This window comes from Mucilaginibacter sp. (genome assembly GCF_039921305.1).
Classification (GTDB): Bacteria; Bacteroidota; Bacteroidia; order Sphingobacteriales; family Sphingobacteriaceae; genus Mucilaginibacter.
This window is the reverse complement of the sequence record NZ_JBDSCA010000043.1, coordinates 133,112-148,749: the sequence shown is the minus strand read 5'-3', so window position 1 is coordinate 148,749 and position 15,638 is coordinate 133,112. Positions and strand designations below refer to the sequence as shown.

15 protein-coding genes are annotated in these 15,638 nt (G+C 42.2%); 12 read left to right on the top strand and 3 right to left on the bottom strand.

The genetic code is table 11. The features are described from left to right. Positions 1-25: 25 nt before the first annotated feature. The 5 genes from ABIN91_RS12965 (at position 26) to ABIN91_RS12945 (ending at position 3,932) form a co-directional block, all read left to right on the top strand. The gene (locus ABIN91_RS12965; RefSeq protein ID WP_348051537.1) at positions 26-883 is read left to right on the top strand and encodes a fumarylacetoacetate hydrolase family protein; all 858 of its coding nucleotides are present in this window, start codon (positions 26-28) and stop codon (positions 881-883) included. Beyond that, positions 870-1,706 (top strand): amidohydrolase family protein, encoded by an 837-nt coding sequence (locus tag ABIN91_RS12960; protein ID WP_348051536.1) that lies wholly within the window; start codon positions 870-872, stop codon positions 1,704-1,706. Before ABIN91_RS12965 ends, ABIN91_RS12960 begins: the two co-directional genes overlap by 14 nt. A 19-nt stretch (positions 1,707-1,725) precedes the next feature. Next, positions 1,726-2,514, top strand: coding sequence for an SDR family oxidoreductase (locus ABIN91_RS12955; RefSeq protein WP_348051535.1), 789 nt, complete (start codon positions 1,726-1,728; stop codon positions 2,512-2,514). Between the two features lie 163 nt (positions 2,515-2,677). After that, entirely contained in the window at positions 2,678-3,691 is a 1,014-nt protein-coding gene (locus tag ABIN91_RS12950) for a zinc-binding alcohol dehydrogenase family protein (RefSeq protein WP_348051534.1), read from the top strand. Positions 3,692-3,731: 40 nt separating this feature from the next. After that, on the top strand, positions 3,732-3,932 hold the full coding sequence (locus tag ABIN91_RS12945; protein ID WP_348051533.1) for a YtxH domain-containing protein: 201 nt from the start codon (positions 3,732-3,734) through the stop codon (positions 3,930-3,932). A 67-nt stretch (positions 3,933-3,999) separates the two neighbouring features. Here the strand turns inward: ABIN91_RS12945 and ABIN91_RS12940 are convergent, their stop codons facing one another. The 3 genes from ABIN91_RS12940 to ABIN91_RS12930 all read right to left on the bottom strand — a co-directional run bounded on the left by ABIN91_RS12940 (position 4,000) and on the right by ABIN91_RS12930 (position 6,700). Further along, positions 4,000-4,548: an NAD(P)H-dependent oxidoreductase gene (locus tag ABIN91_RS12940; protein WP_348051532.1), complete on the bottom strand. Its 549-nt coding sequence runs from the start codon at positions 4,546-4,548 to the stop codon at positions 4,000-4,002. Between the two features lie 128 nt (positions 4,549-4,676). Continuing rightward, positions 4,677-6,419: a S41 family peptidase gene (locus ABIN91_RS12935; protein ID WP_348051531.1), complete on the bottom strand. Its 1,743-nt coding sequence runs from the start codon at positions 6,417-6,419 to the stop codon at positions 4,677-4,679. A 65-nt stretch (positions 6,420-6,484) separates the two neighbouring features. Continuing rightward, the gene (locus ABIN91_RS12930) at positions 6,485-6,700 is read right to left on the bottom strand and encodes a hypothetical protein (protein WP_348051530.1); all 216 of its coding nucleotides are present in this window, start codon (positions 6,698-6,700) and stop codon (positions 6,485-6,487) included. A gap of 107 nt (positions 6,701-6,807) precedes the next feature. Here ABIN91_RS12930 and ABIN91_RS12925 point away from each other — a divergent pair, with 107 nt between their 5' ends. The 7 genes from ABIN91_RS12925 to ABIN91_RS12895 all read left to right on the top strand — a co-directional run bounded on the left by ABIN91_RS12925 (position 6,808) and on the right by ABIN91_RS12895 (position 15,635). Beyond that, a complete protein-coding gene (locus ABIN91_RS12925; RefSeq protein ID WP_348051529.1) occupies positions 6,808-7,395 on the top strand; it encodes a porin family protein in 588 nt (195 codons plus the stop codon). A gap of 370 nt (positions 7,396-7,765) precedes the next feature. Continuing rightward, the gene (locus ABIN91_RS12920) at positions 7,766-8,536 is read left to right on the top strand and encodes an SDR family oxidoreductase (RefSeq protein WP_348051528.1); all 771 of its coding nucleotides are present in this window, start codon (positions 7,766-7,768) and stop codon (positions 8,534-8,536) included. A 107-nt stretch (positions 8,537-8,643) separates the two neighbouring features. Next, positions 8,644-9,474 carry a 5-dehydro-4-deoxy-D-glucuronate isomerase gene (kduI, locus tag ABIN91_RS12915; RefSeq protein WP_348051527.1) on the top strand — a complete coding sequence of 277 codons (831 nt, stop codon included), beginning with the start codon at positions 8,644-8,646 and terminating at the stop codon, positions 9,472-9,474. Then, positions 9,474-11,123: a glycoside hydrolase family 28 protein gene (locus ABIN91_RS12910; RefSeq protein WP_348051526.1), complete on the top strand. Its 1,650-nt coding sequence runs from the start codon at positions 9,474-9,476 to the stop codon at positions 11,121-11,123. The genes kduI and ABIN91_RS12910 overlap by 1 nt, the downstream gene beginning before the upstream one ends. Before the next feature lie 6 nt (positions 11,124-11,129). Then, positions 11,130-13,049, top strand: coding sequence for a glycoside hydrolase family 88 protein (locus tag ABIN91_RS12905; protein WP_348051525.1), 1,920 nt, complete (start codon positions 11,130-11,132; stop codon positions 13,047-13,049). 4 nt (positions 13,050-13,053) lie between these two features. Next, positions 13,054-14,106, top strand: a complete 1,053-nt coding sequence (pelA, locus tag ABIN91_RS12900; protein WP_348051524.1) for a pectate lyase — start codon at positions 13,054-13,056, stop codon at positions 14,104-14,106. 14 nt (positions 14,107-14,120) lie between these two features. Beyond that, entirely contained in the window at positions 14,121-15,635 is a 1,515-nt protein-coding gene (locus ABIN91_RS12895; protein ID WP_348051523.1) for a tagaturonate reductase, read from the top strand. The last annotated feature ends 3 nt before the right edge of the window (positions 15,636-15,638 follow it).

Genomic DNA, 15,638 nt, shown 5'->3' with positions numbered 1-15,638 from the left:
CGCTTTACAGCGAATATATCGACACATGAAACTAATACGATACGGAGAAATTAACAAAGAGAAAACAGGCGTTGTGCTTGATGATCAATATTATGATACCTCGGCATTTGGTGAGGATTATAATGAGGCCTTTTTTGAGAATGATGGCTTGAGCCGCTTGAAAGCCTTTGTGGAGGCTAACAAAGTATCTTTACAACCAATACCAACAGGTTCGCGTTTGGGTAGCCCGGTGGCAAGGCCGTCAAAAATACTTTGTATTGGCTTAAACTACGCCGATCATGCTAAGGAAACCGGTGCGGCTATACCACCTGAGCCTATTTTATTTATGAAAAGCACCACCGCTTTAGCTGGTCCTTTTGATGATATTGTGATCCCCAAAAACTCAGTTAAAACAGATTGGGAGGTTGAGTTGGCTGTAGTGATCAGTAAAAAAGCAAGTTACGTTGACGAGGCCGATGCGCATGAATACATTGCGGGTTACGCGCTACATAATGATGTATCAGAACGTGAATTCCAGTTGGAGCGTGGCGGTACATGGGATAAGGGTAAAGGTTGCGATACATTTGCACCAATTGGTCCCTTTTTGGCTACGCCAGATGAAATAGCCGATGTAAATAACCTGCGCGTTTGGTTAAATGTGAACGGCCAGAAAATGCAGGATGGTACTACATCTAATTTGATATTCAATGTGCCTTATCTGATATCATACTTAAGCCAGTTTATGACCTTGTTACCGGGAGATATTATCTCGACAGGTACACCGGCTGGTGTTGGACTGGGCTTTAAGCCGCCAATTTATTTAAAGGCCGGTGATGTAGTTGAGTTGGGTATTGATGGCTTAGGCACATCAAAACAAACGGTTAAGGCATATGCTAAAGGTTGATTCGCACCAACATTTCTGGATTTTTGACCCGGTTAGAGATAGCTGGATCAACGATGAAATGCGTGTAATTCAACACGATTTTTTACCTCAGGATCTTGGTGCCGTTTTAACGGAAAACGGCGTAGATGGCTGCGTAGCTGTTCAGGCCGACCAAACCGAAGCGCAGAATGATTTTCTTTTAGGATTGGCTCGGGACAATGATTTTATCAAAGGCGTTGTTGGCTGGGTTGACCTGCGGGCTGATAATATCTCCGAAAGGCTGGCATACTACAGCCAATTTAATTTGATGAAAGGTTTCAGGCATGTATTGCAAGGTGAAGAAGATCGGGCGTTAATGCTGAAATCGGCTTTCAGGAATGGCATTGGCGAACTAAAAAAACATGGTTTCACTTATGATATATTGATCTTTCCGGATCAGTTGCAATATGTAAGCGCTTTTGTAGGTGGTTTCCCGGATCAAAAATTTGTGATAGACCATTTGGCTAAACCCTATATCAAGGACCAAAAGATAGATGATTGGGCAAAGGAGATCCGCGCGGTAGCGAAGTATGAGAACCTGTATTGCAAGGTATCGGGCATGATAACTGAGGCCGACTGGAAGAACTGGAAGGCTGAAGATTTTACACCATACCTGGATGTGGTTTTTGAAGCTTTCGGCGCTGACAGGTTAATGTTTGGCTCGGACTGGCCGGTATGCAAAGTAGCTGCTGACTATACCGCGATGAAAGATATTGTTGAACAATACGTATCCAAACTATCTGCAAATGAACAAACCGCGTTTTGGGGTGGTAACGCAACCCATTTTTATAATTTGAAACAATAAAACCCATTAGGGAAGAAATATGGATTTATTATTAAAGAACAAAGTTATTATAGTAACTGGTGGTGCAAAGGGCATTGGCGAAGGCATTTGCAAAGTTTTGGCTGGCGAAGGTGCTATACCGGTTATTGTGGGCCGTGGCGAAAAGGATAACCAAAAAACGGTTGATGCTATTGTGGCTACTGGCGGGCAAGCCTTTCAGGTGGCGGCGGAGTTATCAAATCCTGATGAATGCAAAAGAGCTGTTGAGGCTGTTGTTGCGCAATTTGGCCGTATTGATGGCTTGGTTAACAATGCCGGAGTTAACGACGGTGTAGGCTTAGAGAATGGCACCTACGAAGGCTTTATGGCTTCGTTGCATAAAAATGTGGTTCATTATTATTTGATGGCACATTATGCCTTGCCGGAGTTGAAAAAATCTAAAGGTTCTATCTTAAATATCAGTTCTAAAACTGCCGAAACCGGGCAGGGTAATACTTCGGCTTATGCTGCCGCCAATGGTGGTCGTAATGCTTTAACCCGTGAATGGGCGGTTGAGTTATTGAAATACAGTATCCGTGTAAACGCCATTGTAGTTGCCGAATGCTGGACTCCGGCTTACGATACCTGGATAAATGGCCTGGAAAATCCACAAGAAAAATTGAAAGAGATCACCAACAAAATACCCTTCGAAAACCGCATGACCACTGCCGAGGAATTGGGTAATGCTACAGCTTTCTTATTATCAGAACGCTCGAGTCATACTACAGGGCAAATTGTGCATGTAGACGGTGGTTATGTGCATTTAGATAGGGCGCTGGCTAACGCTTAGATAAAACCTAAACAAACGCCATGTCATTTCGACGATAGGAGAAATCTTCTGCATGTGCCGGGTTTGCTGTAGACTTATCATGCTTAGAAGGCTTCTCTCGTACCTCGTTCGAAATGACATTAATTTTTATCCAATCTTATAATTGTCAATAAAACAATAAATCATGAAAACATTAGTATGTACCACCCCCGGCGAATTTGAATACAAAGATGGGGTAATGCCTGAATTAATACCAGGACATGCTATTATCAAAATAAACCGGATAGGCATTTGTGGAACGGACTTACATGCTTTTGAAGGTACCCAGCCATTTTTTAGCTATCCGCGGATATTGGGCCATGAGTTGGGTGGCGAATTGGTTGACTTTGACGATGCTCCCGGTTTTAGCAAAGGCGAAGCGGTAACTTTTATCCCCTATTTTAACGATGGAACCTGTATCGCTTGCCGAAGTGGTAAGCCCAACTGCTGCCAAAATATTAAAGTATTTGGGGTACATATTGATGGTGGCATGGCTGAGTACGTTTCGGTGCCAAGCTATTCGTTGATCCATGGCGAGGGTTTAAGCGCCGATGAACTGGCTTTAGTTGAACCGCTGGCTATTGGTGCGCATGGCGTGCGGCGTGCGGATGTGCAACCAGGCGAGTTTGTATTGGTAGTAGGTGCCGGACCAATTGGCTTGGGCATTATGGAGTTTGCCCGTATTGCCGGCGCACAGGTTATCGCTATGGATATTAACGAGAACCGACTTGATTTTTGCAAAAACAAATTGAAGGTACACTATACCATTAACGCCGCCACGCAGGATGTGGATGCCGCTTTGCGCGAGATAACCAATAATGATTATCCTACAGTAGTAATTGATGCTACAGGGAACTTAAAAGCTATAACCAACGCGTTTCAATACATGGCTCATGGGGCGCGTTATGTTTTGGTGGGATTGCAAAAGGGAGAGTTAAGCTTTAGTCACCCGGAGTTTCATAAACGCGAGGCTACCTTAATGAGCAGCCGCAACGCTACCCGTGCCGATTTTGAACATGTAATAACCAGCATGAAAAAGGGCTTAGTTGACCCGACCAATTACATTACCCACCGGGTTAAGTTTGATGAGGTGAAGGATAATTTCGCAAGTTGGTTAGATCCTAAGAATGGTGTAATCAAAGCGATGGTTTCCATATAATTGGCACTATACTTGTTTATATCTCATCAAAAACAAAACCATGGGATTTATAAGAACATTAGTAATAGGCGCGGCGGTAGGCTACGGCATACAATACATCACTAAAAAACGCGAAGATGGTTCATCAATATTAGGCGATATTATGAATGATCCGTCTGATTTTGTGAACAAAGCACAAAATTACGCTACCGAAACTGTTGAACGTGTAACAGAAACGGCTAAGAGAAACATCAATATATAATAGCCAATGTTATTAGTAAAAGCCGGGTCTCCGGCTTTTTGTGTTTTTATAAAGAGACAGTTTTCAACTACTTTGCCTTTACTACAGCCTCGGCCAGCCAGATAAATTCGTGAACGAACGTATCAATCTGGTTTTGGAAGGTCGCGTCGATCAGGTTACCATCGGCATCAAACTTTTTATCAACCAAAGGCACTACCAGCAGATAAGGTAGCCCAATGCCAAACAATGCGTTAACCAATAGTTGAAGTTGCTGCGTAGCGCGGATACCTCCAAATGCACCGGGCGATGCCGTAGCTATACCAAAAACTTTATGGTGCTGTTTTGGGAAATGATCAAGCAGGTTTTTCAATGCTGGTGAATAGCTGCCATTATATTCGGGTGTTACCAGTATAAATGCATCGGCGGCAAACATTCGTGTGGACAGTTCTTTATGTTCAGCGGGTGCGGCATCTGCGTTAACAAATACATTTTGGATGGGCGGTAAGGGATTATCGCGAACGTCTATCAGGCCAATATGATGTTCAGTTTTTTCGTTTAGTATTTTGTGCAGAAATATTGCTACACGGTGTGTTAAACTTTGCGCACGCGGACTTCCTGATATAATTTCGATGTTCATGGTTGAGTTTTATTTGTCTTAGTCATTTCGATTATCGGGAAACTTTTGGAGTACTTATTACTACGTGGATTTGTCGCGCGTAGCAGGTCTCTCTCGTACTTCGTTCGAAATGACAACGGTGTATTAAATTAATTTTCGTTTTTATTTGCTGCCTTAGCGGCGGCGATAGCAATAGATGGTTTTCCAATGATCTTGTAATTGCCTTCGCCTTTTAATATGGAAGCTACCAGGGCTTTATCCTGCATGGTTTTTACAGCTTGAGCCAATTCTTTATCGTATTTAAAATGGCATTCGTAACGGCCCTTATCGTAATAATAGCGCGAACTGATCTCATTCTCCAGTATTTGTTTGATCTCGGCTTTGTGCTGATCTAAATCATTAGCTTTCGCGGATGCCAGTTTGGCTTGCAGGGCTTCAAATTCGGGTTTTATTTGGGCAAACTCTTCATCTTTAGTTGCAGCGTTCTTTAACTCTTTCAATACCTTTTCTGATGGGTTACTATAACTGTAATCTTTTTTACTCAGGTATTTTGTAAAGTCGGCAAAGTCGGCATCACTCAGGGCAAATGTTTTGGCAGGGGCCAATTGTGAGTGCGCATTACGGTATTGTGTAGCATAATTAAATACCAATAGTTTACTAACTAACGATTGGGTAATGTTGGCAAAGCGCTCCTGCTTAACTACCATATCCGGATAAATAGCACTACCATCGTAAACAGAACGACCATCTTTGGTTTTAAACTCATGCATTACCGAATCGGCAACACGCTCAACCGAGCCATCATCTTTACGGTGTGTATAATCTAAAGATTGAATACATCTGCCAGAAGGGGTATAATATTTGGCGATGGTGATCTTCACTAAACTATTAAAAGGCAGGTTAAAGGTTTGTTGAACCAGGCCCTTACCATAGCTGCGCTGACCGATGATAACGGCGCGATCCAGATCCTGCAAAGAACCGGCCACAATTTCGGAAGCCGAGGCAGAATGGTTATTCACCAGCACCACCAAAGGCAGGTTAGGCTCAATAGGGTTATTGAAGGTTTTGTACGTGTAGTTTTTCTCTCTAACCTTCCCTTTTTGCGATACTACTTCAACATCTTTGGCAACAAACAGGTTCACTATTTTAACGGCTTCCTGCAAAATACCGCCACCATTTGAACGCAGATCAAGTATGATACCGTTAGGGTTGTTTTTTTTCAGCGTAACTAAAGCGTTGGTTACTTCGTCGCCGGAGTTCTCTAAAAACTTATCGAGTTTAATATATCCCATATTACCATCAACCATACCGAAATATGATACATTGGGTTGTTTGATTTCGTCGCGTATCAGGTTCTTTTCTATGGGCGATGCCGAACCTTCGCGTTTTAAAAGCAACTTGATGGGTGAGCCTTTGCTGCCTTTTAGCAATTGACTAACCTGATCTCCGTTTTTTGAGCTCAGGTCAATATCGTTGATCTTTAAAATTTCATCGCCGGCACGAACATCCGCTTTTTGGGCAGGGAAACCTTCGGCAACTTCGGATATCAGGGTCCTTTTTTCTTTAGAGAAAATGCTGGCTCCAATGCCACCATATTGGGTACTTACGTATTTAAGCTTATAATCTTCAATTTCCGATTCGGGAACAAATTCGGTGTAGGGGTCAAGGTTATCCAGCATGGCGTCCACGCCGGTTTTAACCAGTTTGGCGGGGTTAACCTCATCAACATAATTAACGTTTATCTCTTTATAAACTGCTGTAAAAACATCAAGGTTTTTTGATATCTGGAACAGGTCTTCGCTAAAACTCCATAGCAACAGGGGTAACGAAACCATTACCGCACCTATCGTTATCTTTCTGTATGTTTTGGTCATCACAAATCGCCTTTCCATGGTAGTATTACTTTAAAATATAAAAGTAATAAAAAAGGCGGTGTGTTTTAAATGCGCTTAAAATTTTACAAACGGTTGTTATCCATGTTTACCAAAGCCTTTTTGAGGGTGAAAACAACGTACTCACGCTTACGGTTAACCAGTGCCATTAAACGGGTTATCAGGTCTTCTTCCTGGCCCTCGGTGTAGGTTAGCTGCGCATCGGTAATGTGGTTATACTTGCGTTGCACTTTAATTTTAATTCTGTCCCAATCTTTATTGCTGATAGTGATCTCGGCCATTGCTGTGTTAATTTTGAACAAAAATAAAAAAAATCGGTTCTATATGGTGTATTATTAATTTTGGTACATCAATTGTTGCAATAAACTTGTTATAAATCTTTAGCACCATGAAAAAGTATCTATTTAGTTTAGCTGCTCTGGTTCTCATCAGCGCAAGCGTTAAAGCACAATTTACTTTAGGGATAAAGGGCGGCGTTAATGTTTCGAAACTTAATACGGATAACTATACACAATCAAGCGTAGCAGGTTATTTAGTTGGCGCTTTCGCGCGATTTGGTAAAAGCTTATACCTGCAACCCGAAATGTATGTGGGCAGCAAAGGCGGGCAGTTTAATTATGAAACCAACGGCAGTACAGTTGGCGGCGATGCCAAGGTAAAGTTCACCACTTTAGATGTTCCGGTGTTGATAGGCGAATCATTCGGCGCCAGCCACTTTAATATCAGGGCCATGGTTGGTCCGGTATACTCTTATATACTGGATAGAAATGCAAGTTTCTCCGACAATTTAAGTTCGGCCTATAAAGATCTGGGCGATTATAACCATAGCTCTTTAGGCTATCAGGCTGGTTTGGGTGTCGATTTAGGCAACATAGCTTTAGATGCCCGTTATGAGGGGGGCCTAACCACGCTCAACAAAAAATATGGCGACCGCCCTCACCTGTTCAACTTTACTATTGGCTTTAAAATACTGTAATATCCAAAGTATCTGTAAAGCTAAAATAACAAACGCTCCAGTAATATGGGGCGTTTGTTATTTTAGGATGGCAATATTAGTTACAAACCAACTCATATTTGAGCTTTGTTGTTGATTGATCGTGTTTTGTGCATTAAAATTAAACTATATTAACATATACATAAGCTATTTTATCTGTACTGCTATTTGCTGTTTAAATAATCGGCAATTTAGCACAGTCAATGTACCAAATAAGCGGTTAAAGCCAATTGTTCGGGAACGATTGCGTAGTTTTTTTCAGGAATAAATAGTGGTTTCTAACATAAAACTCCTTAAAATTGCTTGGGAAATACAATACAGAAAGCCAATAACCACATCTATTATAACCAATATGCAAATTCAAAAATTATTTGACCTAACCGGTAAAACAGCCATTGTAACAGGCGCTAACCGGGGTATAGGTAAAGCTATGGCTTTGTCGCTTGCTTCAGCCGGTGCCGATATTATCGCCGTTTCGGCTAACATCGCGTTAAGCGGAAGCGAAATTGAAAAAGAAGTTACCGCTTTGGGTCGTAAATTTAAAGCTTACCAATGCGATTTTGGCAACCGTGTATCATTAGAAGCCTTTGCCAAACAGGTATTAGCCGAAAATGAAGTGATAGATATATTGGTAAACAATGCCGGTACCATTATGCGTAAACCAGCCGCCGAGCACCCTAATGATTACTGGGATACTGTGATCAATATTAACCTGGACGCGCCATTCATCCTGACCAGAGAAGTTGGCCGCCGCATGCTGGAGCAAGGACACGGTAAGGTGATATTCACCGCTTCGTTATTAACCTTCCAGGGAGGTATCAACGTTCCCGGATACGCTGCAAGTAAAGGCGCTATCGGTAGCCTAACCAAAGCATTTGCCAATGAGTGGGCATCAAAAGGTGTTAATGTGAACGCTATTGCGCCGGGTTATATCTCAACAGATAATACTGAAGCTTTGAGAGCAGACCCGGATAGAAGCAAATCAATATTAGACCGTATACCTGCTGCCCGCTGGGGTGAAGCAAGTGATTTAGGCGGTGCAACCGTATTCCTGGCTTCATCAGCTTCTGATTATATCAGCGGTGTTATTCTGCCTGTTGACGGCGGATGGATGGGCCGGTAATTAGTTAATGTGCAGATGTGCAATTGAATCACATCTTTTACAATAAATGAAGAACAATTAAACTCATCGGTGAAATCGTAATCAAATCGGTGGAATAAAATAAGAATATGGAACAACGATATCATAACAGCGCGAAAGAAGTAAGCACTATGGCTACTGTCGATCTGCGCGCTAATTTTTTAGTAGATAACCTGATGAAGGCTGACGAGATCACCTTTACTTACAGCCATTACGACCGTGTAATTGTTGGTAGCGCAGTGCCTGCTAATGGCCCTATCGCTTTGCCAAACTATCCTGAGCTCCGTGCCGAATACTTTTTGGAGCGCCGCGAATTAGGTGTCATTAATATTGGTGGCCCAGGCGAGATCACTATTGATAGCCAAACATTCCCTATCAATAAACTGGATTGCGTTTTTGCGGGTAAAGGGTCAAAAGAAGTTATCTTTAAAAGCCTTGATGCCGCTAATCCTGCAAAGTATTACTTATTATCGGCACCAGCGCATAAAGAATACCCTGCCGCTTTGTTGAAAAAGGAAGATGCTACGCCGGTAAGCATTGGCTCGGCCGAAACGTCAAACGCGCGCACTATTTACAAATACATTCATCTGGAAGGTATCCGCAGCAGTCAGTTAGTAATGGGTTTAACGGTACTGAGCACTGGCAGCGTTTGGAACACTATGCCATCGCACACGCATGATCGCCGTATGGAAATGTATTTCTATTTTGATGTAACTCCTGGTCAGGTTGTATTGCACCTGATGGGTGAGCCACAACAAACCAAGCATTTAGTGATGAAGAATAACGAAGCCGTTATTTCTCCGCCATGGTCTATCCACTCTGGTTGTGGTACTGCTAACTACTCATTTATTTGGGGCATGGCTGGTGAAAATCAGGTTTACAGTGATATGGACCCGGTTGCTATTGACGAATTGAAATAATGAATAAGATATTAAAGTTAAGTTTTGGTCTGCTTGCGATAAGTAATTGCGCTTTAGCGCAGTTTCCGGGCATTAGTTTGCCTAAAGTGAAGCAGGTAGGTTTTAAAACCGATACCATTAATATCACACAATACAAAGCTAAGGGTGATGGCATTACGCTGAACACCATTAGCATTAACGATGCTATAACCGCCTGCAGCGAAAAGGGCGGCGGTGTAGTATTGGTTCCGGGCGGGGTATGGCTCACTGGTCCGGTTGAGTTAAAGAGCAATGTGAATTTGCACCTTGAACGGGATGCGGTTTTGCTATTCACAAAGGATTTTACCCAATACCCTATTGTTGAAGGCACCTACGAGGGGCAACCTGCCGGGCGGTGCAAATCGCCAATATCAGGTAAGGACCTACAGAATATTGCCATTACCGGAAGCGGCATAATAGACGGCAACGGTGATGCCTGGCGCATGGTTAAAAAAGATAAACTGACAGAAACCCAATGGCAGGATAAAATAGCTTCGGGAGGATTATTAAGCGCAGATAAAAAAACGTGGTACCCGAGCGAAAAATCGTTTAAAGGTGCGCAGGCTAAAGATCCTGGTGTTTTAAAAGATGGTCGTACCATTAAAGATTTTGAAGAGTACAAGGATTTTTTACGTCCCAATATGGTTGTGTTGAATAATTGTAAAAGGGTATTGTTGGAAGGGGTTACCTTTCAAAACTCACCGGCTTGGAATTTGCACCCGTTTTTATGTTCTGATCTGACGTTGCGCGGTGTTAATGTTAAAAACCCATGGTACGCTCAAAATGGAGATGGTATTGATTTGGAATCAAGCACTAACACATTGATCGAGAACAGCACTTTTGATGTTGGCGATGATGGTATCTGTATCAAATCCGGCCGGGACGAAGCTGGTCGCAAATTAGGTAAACCTACCGAAAATGTGATCGTTCGTAACTGCGTGGTTTACCATGCGCATGGCGGGTTTGTTATTGGCAGCGAAATGAGTGGCGGTGCGAAAAATATTTTTGTTTATAACTGCTCTTTTATAGGAACCGATGTTGGTTTGCGTTTTAAAACAACACGTGGTCGTGGTGGTGTGGTACAAAACATCTATGTCACCAATATCAACATGAAAGATATTTTAGGCGAAGCAATCCTGTTTGATATGTATTACAGTGCTAAGGACCCTGTTCCGTTGGCTGGAGAAAAACGCGAAGCACCTAAAGTTGAAATATTGCCAGTTACAGCAGCTACACCACAGTTTAAAGACTTTCATGTAAGTAACATTGTTTGCAATGGAGCTGGTACCGCCTTATTCATCCGCGGTTTACCAGAGATGAATATTTCGGGTGTGTACCTTAATGATATGGTGATCCAGGCCAAAAAGGGCATTGTTTGTACCGAGGCTACTGGCATATACATAAAAAACTTAAAACTGGTTACCAGTGATACCAACCCTGTGATCAGCATTGATAACAGCAATAGTATTAACCTTGATAACGTTACATATAATACAGGCAGCGAATTGCTGTTCAAAATATCAGGTGCTAAAACAGATGATATCTCGGTGAAAAATACAGATACCAAACAAGCCAAAAATAAAATTGAGTTTAAGGATGGGGCTACCGCTAAATCAATTGTCATTAAATAAACCGGAATGAAGAAGAATTTAAAATTGGGTATCGTATTGCTTGCGGCCTTGGCCACAGTAAACACGTATGCTCAGGATAAACCCTTATCGCAAAAAATAGCGGCTACCATTATGAAAACCTGGTCTACCGATACTTCGGCAGGGAACAAATCATTCAGAAAGTGGAACTATGATGAAGGTGTAATATTGAGAGGCATGGAAGGCGTTTGGCTGCAAACCGCCGACCGTCAATATTTTAAATACATTCAGCAAAGCATGGATAACCTCATCAGTGCCGATGGTAGCGCCATTACAGGTTACAAAGCCGATGCTTACACTTTAGATAACGTACTTTGCGGCCGCAACTTGTTGTTGTTATACAATACGGTGGGCTCGCTCAAATACTACAAAGCCGCCACTACTTTATACGATCAGTTAAAAACCCACCCGCGGACTCCCGAAGGTGGTTTTTGGCACAAAAAAATATACGAAGAGCAAATGTGGCTTGACGGCTTATACATGGGCGATACCTTTTATGCACAGTACGCCGCCAATTTTCATCAAAATGCCGCTTTTGACGATATAGCCAAGCAGTTTATCTTAATGGAACAGCACGCCCGCGACCCTAAAACCGGCTTGCTTTACCATGGTTTTGATTATAGTAAAACACAAAAATGGGCCGATCCTAAAACCGGCTTATCTCCAAACTTCTGGGGCCGTGCCGTTGGATGGTACGCCATGGCTGTGGTTGATGTGCTGGATTATCTTCCGACGAACCATCCAAAACGCCCGGAAATTATAGCGATATTGAACAGGCTTGCAACAGCTATCCAAAAATACCAGGATCCAAAAACGGGTGTATGGTACGATATTATGGATAAGCAAACCGAAAAAGGCAACTATCTGGAATCATCAGCGTCAAGCATGTTTTTGTATGCTTTGGCAAAGGGTATCCGCAATGGTTACTTATCGGATAGTTATCTGGCCATGACCAATAAAGCTTACGCGGGCATTCAAAAAGAATTTATTGAAACAGATGCCGATGGCTTTACTAATTTAAAAGGAACGGTTACCGTATCTGGGTTGGGGGGCAAACCTTACCGCGATGGTAGCTATGCTTATTACATGAGCGAGAAAGTTATTACTAACGATGCCAAAGGTATCGGTGCATTTTTACAGGCCTCGGTTGAAATGGAGCGTTTAGCTAACCGTAATTTAGGCAAAGGCAAAACCGTAATATTGGATTCTTATTTTAACGATGAGCATAAAAAGGATGTAACCGGAGCCAATATTTCGTTTCATTATAAATGGGATGAAGAAGATAACAACGGATTCACATTCTTTAATAATGTGTTCCAAAATTATGGTGTAAGAACCACTACTTTATCTCAGGCGCCAACAGCGGACAACCTGAAAAAAGGTGATATCTATATCATTGTTGACCCGGATATCCCGAAAGAAAACCCAAATACCAAATACATTGAAGAAGCGCATGTTAAAGCCATAAGCGATTGGGTTAAAGCTGGTGGTATGCTCATTGTGTTAAATAATGATACAGGTAACGCTGAGTTTAACCACCTCAACAAGCTGATGGCTAAATTCGGTATTCAGTTTAACCAGGATAGCCGCAACCATGTAACTACGCCGCATTTTGAAACCGGAGCCATCAATATCCCGGCAACGGACCCGATATTCAAAACAGCTAAAAAGATCTACATTAAAGAGATCTCGACCTTTAAAGTAACTGCTCCGGCTGTAGCATCATTGGTTGATAATAAGGATATCATCATCGCGACAGCAAAGTATGGTAAAGGAACTGTATTTGCCGTTGGCGACCCCTGGTTTTACAATGAATATACTGATGGTCGCAAACTACCTGCCGATTATGATAACTACAAAGCCGCACAGGATTTAGTAAAATGGGCGCTTGAACAAATAAAGAAATAACAAAATGGGCAAGTTATTAAGGCATATTCAGTTGGTAATTGTAGCAGGTTTAATTTGCTATGGTTGCGCCTACGCGCAGGATGTAAAGAAAGATGCTGTTGCCGAGAATATGTTAATTTACCAACGTAATGTGGGTGGATGGCCTAAAGCGGTTAACGAGGTTCCCGTAAATTATAACAAAACATTAACCGATGAGCAGCGCCAGGCTGTTGCAGCCGGAGCCAATGGCATTGATGCGACCATTGATAATAACGCTACTTTTAAAGAGATCACTTACCTGGTAAAAGCCTACAAGCAAACCAATAATCCGGCCTATCTGCAAAGTGCCGAAAAGGGCATTAAGTATTTGCTAAAGGCACAAAACAAACAAGGAGGCTGGCCTCAGTATTTTCCGGATGCGAGGTTATACCGAGCTCAGATCACGTTTAACGATAATGCCATGATCAATACCCTGAACGTATTGTTTGATGTTGCGCATGGCTTGAATAATTTTGAGGTTGTTGATAAAACGTTAGTTCCGCAGGCTGATGCCGCGGTTCAAAAAGGGGTAACCTGTATTATTAAAACACAGATCCGCAGGGATGGGGTACCAACAGGCTGGTGCCAGCAATATGATCAGAATACATTGAAACCCGCTATGGCGCGCAAGTTTGAGTTGGTTGGAAATTCTTCATCAGAAACGGTTGGTATCGTGTTGTTTTTGATGCGGATCGATAAGCCATCCGAAGAAGTTAAAACGGCTGTTGCCAAAGCCGTTGAGTGGTTGAACAATGTTAAGATAGTTGGTTATAAGTTTGAACACTTTGCTGATCCATCGCAAGCTAATGGCAAAGGCGCTCGTTTGGTGGCCGACCCTACATCAACCATCTGGTCTAGATATTATGATATTGATACCGATAAACCATTCTTCTCCGGCAGGAACAGTGAAAAGGTTTACGATGTACAACAAATAGAAAACGAACGCCGTACAGGTTATGCCTGGTATGGTACATGGCCACAAAAATTGATTGACAAAGCTTATCCGCAATGGGCCAAAAAGAACGGATTAGCAAATTAATACCTTAAAATAGTATGATACTTTCACAAGATAATTTAAAAAACATTGCTGTACCGGGCCTTATAATTCCCGAAGAAAAACTGTTTAGCCTGCCCGAAAAGGTATTGCAGTTTGGTACCGGCGTTTTATTGCGCGGCTTGCCCGATTATTTTATTGACAAGGCTAACCGCCAGGGAATTTTTAACGGCCGTGTAGTGGTTGTAAAATCGACGGATACGGGTTCGGCTACCGAGTTTGATCAGCAGGACAGCCTATACTCACTTTCGATAAAAGGTATTGAGAATGGCGAACGTATTGAAGAAAACATAATTTGCTCGGCAATTAGCCGCGTGTTAACAGCCGGTAAAGATTGGGCCTCCATTATGGAGTTTGCCCGCAACCCGGAGTTTAAGGTTGTGATATCAAACACTACCGAGGTTGGCATTCAATTGGTTGAAGATGATAATATCACCAATACCCCGCCAATATCTTTCCCAGGTAAATTATTAGCGGTTTTGCATGAGCGCTATAAAGCTCTTGGCGGAACAGTAGAAAGTGGATTAGTAATTGTACCAACAGAATTAATTGTTGATAACGGCAAAAAACTAAAAGCTATTGTTTTACAATTAGCTTCGAATAATAATCTGGATGGTAAGTTTATCGATTGGTTAAACGATGCTAATCATTTCTGCAACTCGTTAGTTGATAGAATTGTTCCCGGTAAGCCGGATGCTAAAACTCAGGAGTTATTAGAATCGGCAGGTGGTTATCAGGATGATTTGCGTATCGTATCCGAAGTTTACAGTCTTTGGGCCATTGAGGGCGATGAGAAAGTAAAATCGGTATTAACCTTCGCGCAAGCAGATAAAGGAGTGGTTATAGCTCCTGATATTGAGATATTCCGTGAGTTAAAGTTGAGGTTATTGAACGGTACCCATACCATGAGCTGCGCGGTTGCTTTCCTTTCGGGATTTCCAACAGTGAAGGTTGCTATGGATGATAAAGCCTTTGGGGAGTTTATCCACGAGCTGATGATCCACGATATAGCCCCGGCAATTCCTTATGATGTATCTACGGAATTGAAACACGATTTTGCGAACAAGGTTTTGGATCGGTTCCGTAATCCGCATATCGAGCACCAGTGGATAAGCATATCAGCCCAATACTCATCAAAAATTAAAATGCGTGTATTGCCTGTTTTACAACAGCATTACCGTACAACAGATGTAGTACCTGAGTATTTAGCATTTGGTTTTGCAGCTTTCCTTCGTTTTATGAAAGTTGAAAAGAATGCCAAAGGTGAATACATTGGCACGAACAACGGTGTTGAATACAAAGTGACTGACGATAATGCAGCTATTTTTGCCGAGGCATGGAAATTGGGTAGTTTGAACGAAGTAGTTGAAAGCATCTTATCTAACGAAAACCTTTGGGACGGGCCAAACCTGACCATTTTACCTGGCTTTAAAGATGCGGTATTAGAGAAACTAACCGCCATTACAGAACATGGCGTGTTGGAATTGATCAGTAAAAAAGAATTAGAAAGTTAAGAG